We start from the raw sequence: 12355 nt of genomic DNA on the forward strand, positions 1-12355 counted from the left end.
CACATCGCTGAACGCTTAACCGCTTACCGCGGCGCGCGACGCTCGCGATACATCGTGCGGAACGTCTTGCCATTCGGGGCAGGCATTTCCCGCGTGTCGCTCCATCCTGCGGCGAGCGGCAGCTTCGAGAGGCTGCCACGCTCGCGCCCCATCCAATGGAGCACACGCGCACCCAGGCCGGCAAGCGCGGCATACAGACGAGGGCGACGCGCCGCAAACGCCCACGCGGCGAGCGCCGTGCGCTCCTGCCACGGCCGCAGGCCGCGATCGACCTGGCGCTCGCGCAGCTTGCGAAGCAGATCGGAAATCGGAATGCCCACGGGGCAGACGCGATTGCACTCCCCGCACAACGTGGCGGCCTGCGGCAGATCGAGGGTCTTCTCCAGGCCGACATAGCTCGGCGTGAGCACCGACCCCATCGGCCCCGGATACACCCAACCGTAGGCGTGCCCGCCGATCTTCTGATAGACGGGACAATGATTCATGCAAGCGCCGCAACGGATACAACGCAGCATGTCCTGAAACGCGCCGCCGATCAGTCCCGAGCGGCCACCGTCGACCAGCACGAAGTACATATGGTCAGGGCCATCGAGTTCACCCTCGACGCGCGTACCGGTCAGCAGCGAGAAGTAGTTCGACGTGCCCTGCCCGGTCGCGGAGCGCGGCAACAGACGCATGGCCGTCGCCAGATCCTCGAGCGTGGGCAACACCTTCTCGATACCGGTCACGGCCACATGCACGCGCGGCATGATCGTGCACATGCCCTCGTTGCCTTCGTTCGTCACCACGGCCACGGAGCCGGTTTCGGCGACGAGAAAATTGCCGCCGGTCACGCCCATGTCCGCCGAGAGAAACTGCGGACGCAGCATCTCGCGCGCTTCGCGTGTCATCGCCGGAATGTCGGTCAGACGCGGCTTATGGTGAACGCGAGCGAACAGGTCGGCAACCTCGTCCTTGTCCTTGTGCACGACCGGCGCAATGATGTGCGACGGCGGTTCGTTGTCGTTGATCTGCAGGATGTATTCGCCCAGATCGGTCTCGACCGATTGCACACCCATGTCGGCGAGCACCTTGTTGAGCTGCAATTCCTCCGTGACCATCGATTTCGACTTGATCACCTTCTTGACGTCGTGCTTGCGGGCGATTTCGGCAATCAGGCGGGCAGCGTCCTGCGTCGATTCGGCGAACAACACCGTGGCGCCACGTCGCGTGGCCTCGCGCTCGAAAATCTCCAGCCAGACATCGAGCGTCTCGAGCCCGCGATTACGACGTGCCTTGAGCGCCTCGCGCGTGGCCTCGAAGTCGATTTCCTCGATGGCCGTGGCGCGCGCCGTCACGAACTTGGTCGAGAGTTTCCGGAGGTTGGCCTGCAGACGCTGGTCCGCGAGCTTTTGCCCGGCGCGCGCCTTGAATTGCATCGATTGAACTTGCATCGCGACTCACTGGAGGTGATGGCCGCCGGTGTGCGTCATCGCACACACGGGCGTGAAGGTCGGGAGGACAGCGGCGAGCTCACACATCGCCCGCGAGCACCTGGGCAATGTGAAGCACGCGCGTCTTCGTGTCGCCGGTGCGGCGCAGACGTCCTTCGATGTTGAGCATGCATCCGAGGTCGCCCAGCACGACCGCTGGCGCCCCGCTCGCGGCGATGTTCGCGCACTTCTCGTCGACGATGGCCGTCGAGATGTTGCCGTACTTGAGCGCGAAGGTGCCTCCAAAACCGCAACAAGCCTGGCAGTCCTTCATTTCCGTCATCTTGACGCCCGGCATTTTCGCGAGCAATGCGCGCGGCTGCGTCTTGACGCCCAGCTCACGCAACCCCGAGCATGAATCGTGATAGGTCACTTCGCCGTTGTAATCGCCGGGCACGGTATCGATGTGCAGCACATTGACGAGAAAATCGGTCAGCTCGAACACGCGCGGGCGCAGTCGCTCGTAGCGGCCCATGAGTTCGGGGTCGTCGGCGAAGAGGTCGCCGTAGTGCGCCTTGACCATGCCACCGCACGATCCCGACGGCACGACGACGTAGTCGAACGATTCGAACTCCTCGAGGAACTTCTGAGCGAGATCGCGGGCGATGGCCCGTTCGCCCGAGTTATAGCCAGGCTGACCACAGCAGGTCTGGGAATCGGGAATCACGACCTCGCAGCCCGCCGTCTCCAGCAGCTTGAGCGTCGAGAAGCCGATCTCCGGACGCATCAGGTCGATCAGACACGTGACAAAGAGTCCGACGCGCATTGGGGGAATCCTCTTTCCGGGAATAATGCGCCATTATAAGTCGCTGGGCCGGTCTGGCCCAGCGTGGATTCCCGCATATCGCGCCGTCGCTTACGCCATCCGGGGGGCGGCGTCGCTCAACGCGCTCAACGAGTTTGTCCGCGTCAGCCCGCGTCGCTCGGCGCGGGGCGCCGCTGGAGGATAGGGCATGAGTGCCAGGCGCGCCGCCATCATCTCCTGCACCCGCGTCAACCGCTGCAAGTCTTTTCTGAAGCTTTCAAATTTCGCGTCAGTGTTCGCGAACCCTGCGGCGACTTCCGACGACAGGGTGTCCAATCGATTCGTGAGGGTATCGACTTGACCGGTGACGCCATCGAGCCGAGTGCTGAGGCCGCCGACTTGATCGGTGAGCTTTCCGAATCGATCGGTCAGGCTGCCGACTTGACCGGCGAGGTTATCGACTTGATCGGTGAGCTTTCCGAATCGATCGGTGAGGTTATCGACTTGACCGGTGAGCTTACCGGCTTGATCGGTGAAGCGGGACGCTTGCGTGGTGAAACCGTCGAACCGATGGGTGAGGGTGTCCACTTGACAGGTGATCCCATCCAATCGACCATCCATTCGATTCGCCACGGTTGCCATTTGTTTCGAAAGGCTCCCTGCCCGGCTGTCCAGCGAGTCCACGTGATCGTTTACCTGGCCCAGGCCACTCTTGATGCCCGTCAACAGATTCCACACCATATCTTCACGCTCGAGCGCGGCACGCCGATCGGCCACGTCCAAATACGTTCTCATCATAGTCCCCTCCGTTTCAATAAATTGCTTGGTGCTTGCCAACAGACTTTCTACCGACTTCCATCCTCGCTCACGATCGAACCCACGAATACTTCCCAGGCTGACCCCGCGGATCACCAGCGTCATCGCCGTCGCCACGACGCCGAGAAGACCGCCCGACAAAAACAATCCCGCCACCGCCACGGCGGCCGCCGCGGAGTATAGGGAAGACGTAATGACAACGCGCTTGCCGAAGTGCTTCCGTTCCGGCCACACCTCCTTGGTGGCCAGTGCGATCGACTCACGCACGCCAGCCAGACATCGCTCGATCTCGGCGACGCCATCGGCGCGCTCGGTCGACTGGCTCTGGCTCGCCGTCCTCTGGATAGCGCGGTCGTCAAAGGTTGCCCCGCTGGACGCCACCGAGCGCTGCGCCGTGGCGAGACATTTCGCCAGGATTTCCTGCTCCTTGCCCAGCGCCTCCGTCAAATGTCCCAGAATCGCCGAGAACCGCCTCGCCGACGGGGTAAGACTGTCGACATCGTGATCATTCAACTGCTCGCCGACCTGGCAGTACGGCCCCGATCGGCTCGCGTTGCCGACATATCGATAGACCCCGTCCCACAGCCCTCCGCCCCAGTACCCCGACGTCGCCTTCTTGTAAGTCGAGTAGAACGTGTTTTCCAATCGGGAAAGCGCGCCGCAGTCCAATCCCAGTTGCGCCTTCGCGTTGGCGATCTGCCGAAACTGACCGACGATGTCCGCATGCTTGTCGGCAATCGACTTTCCGTAAGTGACGGCCTCCCGGCGATGCGCGCCCTTTGGCTGCGGCCAACTCCCTGCCCCCGGCGCAAATCCGTACCTGTACATTCCCCGAACCTCCTTGAGCGTGTCGATCTCGTCTTTCAACCCAGCCGGACACTGAATGAAATGACAAGGCCATGCTAGTCGTCTGGACGAGAGACCACTTTCGGTTTCAGTCAGCCGAGACTGCGGCAACGACGCTCTCCTGTGGCACGCCCACTTTTCGCAGAAGTCCTCTACAGTAAGGGTGCGAATTTTTCACAATATGATATAGAATCACCCCTATACGAAACTCGGCCCTCCCCCATGAAAGACGAAGGTAGTCAAAGTACGGAGTCGCGCACGTCCATCCAGGTCATCGAGCGCATGATGCGTCTGCTCGATGCCCTTGCCGCCCATGCCGACCCCGTCAGCCTCAAGGAATTGGCGCAGTCCACGGAACTGCATCCGTCCACGGCGCACCGCATCCTGAACGACATGGTCGCCTGCCGCTTTGTCGACCGCTGTGATCCAGGCACCTATCGTCTGGGCATGCGCCTGCTCGAACTCGGCAACCTGGTCAAGGCACGGTTGTCGGTGCGCGATGCCGCCCTCGCGCCCATGCGCGGCCTGCACCGGATGACCGGCCAGACTGTCAACCTGTCGGTGCGCCAGGGCGATGAAATCGTCTATATCGAGCGGGCCTACAGCGAGCGTTCGGGGATGCAGGTGGTACGCGCCATCGGTGGCCATGCGCCCTTGCACCTGACATCGGTCGGCAAGCTCTTCCTCGCGGCGGACGAAGCTGCGCGCGTGCGCGCGTATGCCACGCGCACCGGCCTGTCGGGGCACACCCGCAACAGCATCACCGATCTGCAAAAACTCGAGCGCGAGCTGAGCCACGTGCGCAAGTCCGGCTATGCCCGCGACAACGAGGAACTCGAACTGGGGGTTCGCTGCATTGCGGCGGGCATCTACGACGACAGCGGCAAGCTCGTGGCCGGACTCTCGCTGTCGGCACCCGCCGACCGTTTGCAGGACGCGTGGCTCGCAAATCTGAACGAGACGGCGCTGCAGATTTCCGCGTCACTCGGCTTTCACGCGCCTAACCCCGCTGTCGGCAGCAACGTGTCGCATGTGGCGACAGCCGAATAGCCCAAGCCGACATCGCGCTTCGCGAATCCGGTTGCGGAATACAAAAGGCGCTCCCGAGGGAGCGCCTTTTGTTTGGCAACGGTTGGGGCGATTTACAGCGCGTGTTCGCTGTTGGTCGCGACTTGTGCCGTCGGCGCCGTACCCGCCGTGCGTTGCGGCGTAGCGCCGCCCCCTTCGAGCAGCCACTTGCGAACGCGCGTGGCGTCGGCGAAGCGCGAGTACTTGCCGGTTGAATCGAGCAGAATCATGATCACCGGACGGCCATCGACGTTGGCTTGCATCACGAGGCATTGCCCCGCTTCGTTGATGTAGCCCGTCTTCTGCAGACCGATTTCCCAGCCCGGGTGTCCGATCAGGTGATTCGTGCTGACATAGTGCAACTCGCGACGGCCGGTATTGACGTCGTAATTGCTGTCCGTCGAGAAACGGCGAATCATCGGATACTGATAAGCGGCCTTGACCATCTTCACCAGATCACGTGCGCTCGACACATTCTGGCTCGACAGGCCCGTTGGATCGTTGAAGTGCGTGTCGTTCATACCGAGCTGCTTCGCCTTGCGGTTCATCGCCGCGAGGAACGCCGGACGACCGCCCGGGAAGTAACGCGACAGCGCAGCGGCCGCGCGATTCTCCGACGACATCAGCGCAATATGCAGCATGTCTTCACGCGACAGACGCGACCCCACCGACAGACGCGAGCCCGTACCCTTCTCGTAATCGCGATCTTCGTCCGTCACTTCCATCATGTCCGTCATCGGCACGCCCGCGTCGAGCGACACCATCGCGGTCATCAGCTTCGAGATCGACGCGATCGGCAACACGGCTTGCGAGTTCTTGTCGAACAGCGATTCGCCGGTGCGCTCATCGACGACATAGGCCACCGAGGAACGCAGCGCCAGCGCGTCAGGGGATTCATGCAGGCCGAATGCGCGCCCGGCGGACAGCCGATCCTGCGCCTGCGGCGTGAAGTTGACGGTGCGATACGACGTCACGACACGACGTTTGCCGTGTTGGTAGACGACGTGTTTGATGGCAACACGCTTGGTCGCCGAGTCTACTTCGACGGCAGCCAGTTTGCGCGCCTTGGCGCCGGCCTTCTCGCGCGAGGCGGTATTGGCAACGGCACGTTTGGCACCGGAATGGGACGCAGCGACGGATTTCGTCGCCTTGGAGTTGGCACACGCACGCTTCTGGGCGGCCGTCTTGGCTGCCTTGGACGAGCATACGCTCGTCTTACCGGCAGCTTGAACGACGGCTGGGGCACCGGCGGCGAGCGAGATCGCCACGACGGCAGCACCCCAGAGGCGGGAGCGGCACAGACGCGCAAGGGTGGTGATCGCGAACATAGATTGGGGGTAGCGTAAGGTTGACAGGCAACGAGTTTGGAAGAAGTTTAGTAACTTCCCAAAAAATAAGCAATATGAACGACTTAGCTGAAATACTTAAACCGGCATCTGGCAGTTTTGTGCGGCGCAATCCGCCAAACTGCACATTCGCAACAAATTGCCAAATAACGCCAACATTCAGAGACGATTCAGCTTAGGAAATGCGCCCACTCAGCCAGCGGCGCACGGTCGGTGACAAGCTGGTTTTCGATGGCCTCCGGATCCGCATACCCCAATGCCATGCCGCACACCACCATTCGGGTCTCGGGCAGGCGCAGTTCCGCCGCAATTACCTGGTGAAACGTGGCGAACGCGGCCTGCGGGCAAGTGTCGAGGCCTCGCGCCCGCGCCGCGACCATCACGCTCTGCAGGAACATGCCGTAGTCCAACCAACTCCCCTGCTCCAGGTGTCGATCGATCGTGAAGATCAGTCCGACCGGCGCATCGAAGAAACAGAAGTTGCGCGCGTGCTGCCCCTGCATGCGGTCTTTGTCGGCGCGGCCAATACCCAGCAGTCCATACAAATCCCAACCGACCTTGCGCCGCCGCGCCTGGTAAGGTTCCGTCCACTCGCGCGGGTAGTAGGCGTACTCCTCCTGATGCATCAGGCGCTGCGCCGGGTCGTTGAACGCCTCCAGCAGGCGCGACGTCAACGACGTCAGCGCCTGGCCGGTCAATACATACGTTTGCCAAGGCTGAATGTTGCTGCCCGACGGCGCACGCGAGGCCACGCCAAGAATGTCCGCCACCGTTGCCTGCGGCACCGGCGTGGGCAAGTACGCCCGAATCGATCGCCGGCTGCGGATGGCCTCGTCGACATAGGCCACACGCTGCTCGGCGTCATTGCCGATCGTCGGGCGACGCGCCCCCTCCCCCGTGCCCGGCTGCGCATGCAAGTCGGCTGCCTCGGCGGCGTTCTGCTCCACGGGCTGTGCGGCGTCCTGGTGCGGGTGTTGCTGTAGGTGTTTCATAAGTCAGGCTCACGGCAAACGAAGGGAGAAATGCGTCGCCCGGCTCATGGCGACGACGCGGCCGGCACCGCCCGCCGCTCGATGACAAGCGCAACGCCAAGCGCCGCGACGACCATCCCGGCGGCACTCAGCGGGGACAACGTCTCGCCGAACAGCAACCAGGCCATGACCGCCGTCGTCGGTGGCGTCAGATACATCAGGCTGGATACCTTGGTCGCGGCACCCTGTCGAATCAGCAGAAACAGCAAGGAGATGGCACCGATCGACAACGCCAGCACCGACCATACCAGCGCACCGATCATTGGCGCGTTCCAGCGCACTTGCATCGTCTCGAGCATCCACGCGGCGGGCAGCGTTACCGCAAACGCCGCACCGAACTGCACGAGCGTGCCGACACGCAAATCGAAATGGGCGCAAAACCGTTTTTGATAGAGCGTGCCCGCCGTGATCGCGAGCAGGCTCAACACGCACAATGCCACCGGACCCGCACCGATGCCGCGAACGCCAACCTTGTTGGCCACCACCAGCCCGACGCCGGCGAATCCGCACAGCAGCCCCAACCATTGCCGGCGCGAGACCGGCTCACCGACCACACGTGCGAAGAGCGCCGTCAACAACGGCTGGATGCCGACGACCAGCGCGGCCAGCCCGGCGGGCGCGCCGTGCTTGATCGCTGCCCAGACGCCGCCGAGGTACACCGCCTGGATCAGCGTGCCGGACACGGCAAGATGCGCAATGAGCGGCCAGTCGATGCGCCCGATCGCGCCGGCCGGTACCGTCCGGCCCTCCACCGCGCGCCGCCTCGGCCATGACATGCCCGTCAACCAGGCGATGGGAAGCATGACCAGCAGCGTGCCGCCGAAGCGCAGCGCTAGAAAGGTGAGCGGCTCGGCATTCGGCATGCCGTATTTGGCGACAATAAAACCGGTGCTCCAGATCAACACGAACCACCACGGCATGGCCGCGCGCCAGATCGCCGCACGTTCGGTGCCGGCCATCTCGCGACCATGCGGCGCATTCGCGGGCGAAGGTGACACGGTGCGATGCTCGCTCATACGAGAGCACCTTCTGCCGGCGCAGGGTGCCGACGGCGGACCGCCTGCTGGAACTGATCGGCGAGGCGGATCGTCGCAAAATGCGCGGCGACCGTCTGTTCGATGTCGCGGCCGTAGCCGCCTGCCATTGCGATAGCCACCGGCAGCCCGCGCTCTGCGCAGGCCGTCAGCACCCGACGGTCGCGCGCGAGCAAGCCGTCATGCGTCAATGCCAGCCGGCCAAGCCGGTCATTCGCCAGCGGATCGGCGCCCGCGAGATAAATCGCAAGGGTCGGGGTGAATTGCGCGAAGAGATCGGTCAGTGCGTGGCCGAGCGCGACCAGGTAATCGTCGTCGCCGCAGCCGTCGGGCAATGCCACGTCGAGGTCACCGCGCGCCTTGTGAAACGGGTAGTTGTGCTCGCCGTGCAGCGACAGCGTGAACACGCTCGGGTCGTGCTCGAAAATGGCCGCCGTGCCGTTGCCCTGATGCACGTCGAGATCGATGATCGCCACACGCGTGCCCGGGCCGAGTTCGGCCTGCATCGTGCGCGCCGCGACCGCCGCGTCGTTGAACACGCAGAAGCCTTCGCCGCGGTCGGCATACGCGTGATGTGTCCCCCCAGCGAGATTCGCAGCCACGCCATCGGTCAGCGCGGCCCGACAGGCGGCCACCGTCGCCCCCGCCGACCGGCGCGAGCGCTCGACCATTTGCGGTGACCATGGGAATCCGATCGTACGCTGCTCTTTGGGATCCAACTGACCGGCGCTCACTCGCGCCACGTACGCCGGCGAGTGGACGCGACCGAGCATCACGTCGTCCGCGGACAATGCCTCGGCAAGCGCAACGTGCGGCAACTCCCCCGCCACACGCTCGCGCAGACGGGCATACTTTTCCATCGGAAACCGATGCCCGGGTGGCAACGGCAGCACGAAATGATCGCTGTAGAACGCTTGCATCGACACGAATGGCCGGCAGTGGCGGCACGCAAAAGGGCGTTGAACGACATCGGCACAGGCGCATGGACCACGCGAGCCACGCTCGGTAAGGCAGCGAGCCGTTGACCGCGAAGATGTCTCGCCAGTGCCGGAACTCGACGATAGTAACATCGGCGCACGGGGTGCGCCGGGTGCCAAAACGGTGCGGAGCCGCACCAATGAAGCGTTTCCGGACGGTGCCCACCATTCGCCGCAACGCGGTGTCACATGTTAGTCATGGGATCCCAACCGGTTGATTTTGTAAGCTTTTATTGAATTGTTGCAGCGCACAAAAAAGACTTGACAGCGACAAAAATATCTCTACACTTGCAATTGTGCGATGCACAAAAGAAATCGCACCCCCATTTAGAGGCCCCAACCGTGTTTTCACCAGGATAAGGTGAGAACTCATTAGCGAACACGGAGTGGGTCGATACGTTGTGTATGACACCATCATAGGAGAACGCCATGTCGTTTCTGACCCCCGAGCAATTCGCCGCCGCCCACAAAGCCAATCTCGAAACCCTTTTTGGCCTGACCAACAAGGCGTTCGAAGGCATGGAAAAGCTCGTTGAGCTGAACCTGCAAGCCGTCAAGGCATCGCTGGCCGAGTCCGCCTCGACCGCGCAGAAGGCCTTCGCAGTGAAAGACGCGCAAGAGTTGCTCGCCCTGCAAGCCAACCTCGTCCAGCCCGCCGCCGAAAAGGCGATCGCGTATGGCCGCCACCTGTACGAAATCGCTTCGTCGACGCAAGCCGAAGTGACGAAGGTGGCCGAAGCCCAACTGGCGGAAAGCTCGCAGAACGTGCAAGCCCTGTTCGACAATCTGGCCAAGAACGCCCCGGCCGGTTCGGAGTCTGCCGTTGCACTGGCCAAGTCGGCCATGTCGGCAGCCAACAGCGCGTTCGACAGCGTGCAGAAGGCCACCAAGCAAGCCGTTGAAATCGCCGAGACGAACTTCGCTGCCGCGACCAGCGTCGCGACGAAGGCTGCTGCTCAGGCTTCGCGTGCTGCCTCCAGCGCCAAGAAGTAATCGATAGCGTCTCGCGACGCTAGCGTTCGAACCCGGCCTCGTGCCGGGTTTTTCGTTTTTGGGGCGAACGGCGACGTCGACGCCATAGAAAAAACCGCCATCTCGGAGCGAAATGGCGGTTTTTTTGGCACCCGACCTCGCCCCGAATGCGGCGCGTCGGACATCGGTCACGTCATGCATGTCCGGCGCGCGCCCCCCAGAATCATCCGAGGCGCACACCAGACACCGACGCGCTTTACTTCTTGCGGGCCGGCGGAACGTCGGTGCAAACGCCTTCGTAAATCTCCGCCGCCATACCGACCGATTCGGCCAGCGTCGGGTGCGGGTGAATCGTCTTCCCGATATCGACGGCATCCGCGCCCATCTCGACGGCCAGGCAAAGTTCGCCGATCAGATCGCCGGCGTGCGTGCCGACGATGGCACCGCCAACGATGCGATGCGTTTCTTCATCGAACAGCACCTTGGTGAAGCCTTCGTCACGGCCGTTCGCGATCGCGCGACCCGATGCCGCCCACGGGAACACGGCCTTGCCGTACTTCACCCCTTCGGCCTTCAACTGGTCTTCCGTCTTGCCGGCCCAAGCCACTTCCGGATCGGTGTAGGCGACCGACGGAATCTGGATGGCGTCGAAATAAGCTTTCTCGCCTGCCGCCGCTTCCGCCGCGACGTGGGCTTCATGCACGGCCTTGTGGGCCAGCATCGGCTGACCGACGATATCGCCGATCGCGAAGATGTGCGGCACGTTGGTCCGCATCTGCCTGTCGACATCGATGAACCCGCGATCGCCCACGGCGACGCCCGCGTTCTCGGCGCCGATCTTCTTGCCGTTCGGGCTGCGGCCCACGGCGACCAGCACGAGGTCGTAACGCTGGGGCTCCGCCGGTGCCGCCTCGCCCTCGAACTTCACGTAGATGCCATCGGCCTTGGCCTCGGCACCCACGGTCTTGGTCTTGAGCATGACGCGGCCGAAGCGCTTCGTGTTCATCTTCTCCCAGACCTTGACCAGATCGCGGTCGGCGCCTTGCATCAGGCCGTCGAGCATTTCCACGACATCGATCTCGGTGCCCAGGGCGCTATACACCGTCGCCATTTCCAGACCGATGATGCCGCCACCGATCACGAGCATCTTCTTCGGCAGTTGACGCAACTCGAGGGCGCCGGTCGAATCGACGATGCGCGGGTCCTCCGGCAGGAACGGCAACTTCACCGCCTGCGAACCCGCGGCGATGATGGCCTGCGCGAACTTCACGGTGCGCTTGCTGCCGTCTTGCGCGACGACTTCGATGTGATTCGGGTCGAGGAACGTGCCGACGCCGCGCACGACTTCCACCTTGCGCATCTTGGCCATGCCGGCCAGACCGCCCGTGAGCTTGCCGACCACGCTTTCCTTGTAGGCGCGCAGCTTGTCGAGATCGATCTCGGGTTTCGCGAACGAAATGCCGTGATGACCGAGCGTCTGGGCCTCTTCGAGAACGGCCGCCGTATGGAGCAGCGCCTTCGACGGGATGCAACCGACGTTCAGGCACACGCCGCCGAGGGTCGCATAGCGCTCGACGAGCACGGTCTTGCGGCCCAGGTCGGCACTGCGGAACGCCGCCGAGTATCCGCCCGGACCGGCGCCCAACACGAGCACGTCGCACTCGGTGTCGGCACCGCCGCTGTGCTTGGCCGCAGCCGGGGCCGGGGCGCTCGGCTTTGCCGCAGGCGCGGCGGCGGCAGGCGCTGCCGGCGCGGAGGCGGCCACCGGCGCTTCGGCCTTGGCGGCACCGGCGCCGTCCACTTCGACAAGCGCGATCAGCGTGCCTTGACTGGCCTTGTCGCCCACCTTGATCTTCACTTCCTTGACCGTGCCCGACACTTCCGACGGCACTTCCATGGACGCCTTGTCAGACTCAAGCGTAATGAGCGATGCATCCTTGGCGATCTTGTCGCCCGGCTTGATCATCACTTCGATGACATCCACGCCCTCTGCGCCGATGTCCGGTACTTTGACTTCGATGAGACTCATGCGGGGTCTCCCTGTCGCA

Annotated in this window: 10 protein-coding genes; 2 read left to right on the forward strand and 8 right to left on the reverse strand. The window is 63.4% G+C overall.

Translation table 11 applies throughout. The features are described from left to right. Positions 1 to 23: 23 nt before the first annotated feature. The 3 genes from PCE31106_RS20225 to PCE31106_RS20235 all read right to left on the reverse strand — a co-directional run bounded on the left by PCE31106_RS20225 (position 24) and on the right by PCE31106_RS20235 (position 3900). Entirely contained in the window at positions 24 to 1433 is a 1410-nt protein-coding gene (locus tag PCE31106_RS20225; RefSeq protein WP_150564512.1) for a lactate utilization protein B, read from the reverse strand. Between the two features lie 79 nt (positions 1434 to 1512). Continuing rightward, positions 1513 to 2238, reverse strand: coding sequence for a (Fe-S)-binding protein (locus PCE31106_RS20230; RefSeq protein ID WP_017232321.1), 726 nt, complete (start codon positions 2236 to 2238; stop codon positions 1513 to 1515). Positions 2239 to 2328: 90 nt separating this feature from the next. Further along, positions 2329 to 3900 (reverse strand): MlaD family protein, encoded by a 1572-nt coding sequence (locus PCE31106_RS20235; RefSeq protein ID WP_150564513.1) that lies wholly within the window; start codon positions 3898 to 3900, stop codon positions 2329 to 2331. A 201-nt stretch (positions 3901 to 4101) separates the two neighbouring features. On the opposite strand from PCE31106_RS20235, the gene PCE31106_RS20240 reads away from it, so the two are divergent. Beyond that, positions 4102 to 4929, forward strand: coding sequence for an IclR family transcriptional regulator (locus PCE31106_RS20240; protein WP_130025671.1), 828 nt, complete (start codon positions 4102 to 4104; stop codon positions 4927 to 4929). Between the two features lie 92 nt (positions 4930 to 5021). Here PCE31106_RS20240 and pbpG read toward each other — a convergent pair whose 3' ends face one another. The 4 genes from pbpG to PCE31106_RS20260 form a co-directional block, all read right to left on the reverse strand. Then, entirely contained in the window at positions 5022 to 6275 is a 1254-nt protein-coding gene (pbpG, locus tag PCE31106_RS20245; RefSeq protein ID WP_150564514.1) for a D-alanyl-D-alanine endopeptidase, read from the reverse strand. A 188-nt stretch (positions 6276 to 6463) separates the two neighbouring features. Beyond that, positions 6464 to 7285, reverse strand: a complete 822-nt coding sequence (locus PCE31106_RS20250; RefSeq protein ID WP_254441221.1) for a nitroreductase — start codon at positions 7283 to 7285, stop codon at positions 6464 to 6466. A gap of 44 nt (positions 7286 to 7329) precedes the next feature. Beyond that, a complete protein-coding gene (locus PCE31106_RS20255) occupies positions 7330 to 8283 on the reverse strand; it encodes a DMT family transporter (protein ID WP_150564534.1) in 954 nt (317 codons plus the stop codon). A 53-nt stretch (positions 8284 to 8336) separates the two neighbouring features. Continuing rightward, a complete protein-coding gene (locus tag PCE31106_RS20260; RefSeq protein WP_150564515.1) occupies positions 8337 to 9278 on the reverse strand; it encodes a histone deacetylase family protein in 942 nt (313 codons plus the stop codon). A gap of 486 nt (positions 9279 to 9764) precedes the next feature. On the opposite strand from PCE31106_RS20260, the gene PCE31106_RS20265 reads away from it, so the two are divergent. Further along, positions 9765 to 10328, forward strand: coding sequence for a phasin family protein (locus PCE31106_RS20265; RefSeq protein ID WP_150564516.1), 564 nt, complete (start codon positions 9765 to 9767; stop codon positions 10326 to 10328). A gap of 235 nt (positions 10329 to 10563) precedes the next feature. Here PCE31106_RS20265 and lpdA read toward each other — a convergent pair whose 3' ends face one another. Further along, positions 10564 to 12336, reverse strand: a complete 1773-nt coding sequence (gene lpdA, locus PCE31106_RS20270) for a dihydrolipoyl dehydrogenase (protein ID WP_150564517.1) — start codon at positions 12334 to 12336, stop codon at positions 10564 to 10566. Between the last annotated feature and the right edge of the window lie 19 nt (positions 12337 to 12355).

Source organism: Pandoraea cepalis, from assembly GCF_902459665.1.
Classification (GTDB): Bacteria; Pseudomonadota; Gammaproteobacteria; order Burkholderiales; family Burkholderiaceae; genus Pandoraea; species Pandoraea cepalis.

Excerpts from the sequence above, each read along its gene's own strand:
- PCE31106_RS20225 (WP_150564512.1), bottom strand. The coding sequence starts at position 1,433 with ATGCAAGTTCAATCGATGCAATTCAAGGCGCGCGCCGGGCAAAAGCTC.
- PCE31106_RS20230 (WP_017232321.1), bottom strand. The coding sequence starts at position 2,238 with ATGCGCGTCGGACTCTTTGTCACGTGTCTGATCGACCTGATGCGTCCG.
- PCE31106_RS20240 (WP_130025671.1), top strand. The coding sequence starts at position 4,102 with ATGAAAGACGAAGGTAGTCAAAGTACGGAGTCGCGCACGTCCATCCAG.
- pbpG (WP_150564514.1), bottom strand. The coding sequence starts at position 6,275 with ATGTTCGCGATCACCACCCTTGCGCGTCTGTGCCGCTCCCGCCTCTGG.
- PCE31106_RS20250 (WP_254441221.1), bottom strand. The coding sequence starts at position 7,285 with ATGAAACACCTACAGCAACACCCGCACCAGGACGCCGCACAGCCCGTG.
- PCE31106_RS20255 (WP_150564534.1), bottom strand. The coding sequence starts at position 8,283 with ATGGCCGGCACCGAACGTGCGGCGATCTGGCGCGCGGCCATGCCGTGG.
- PCE31106_RS20260 (WP_150564515.1), bottom strand. The coding sequence starts at position 9,278 with ATGCAAGCGTTCTACAGCGATCATTTCGTGCTGCCGTTGCCACCCGGG.
- PCE31106_RS20265 (WP_150564516.1), top strand. The coding sequence starts at position 9,765 with ATGTCGTTTCTGACCCCCGAGCAATTCGCCGCCGCCCACAAAGCCAAT.
- lpdA (WP_150564517.1), bottom strand. The coding sequence starts at position 12,336 with ATGAGTCTCATCGAAGTCAAAGTACCGGACATCGGCGCAGAGGGCGTG.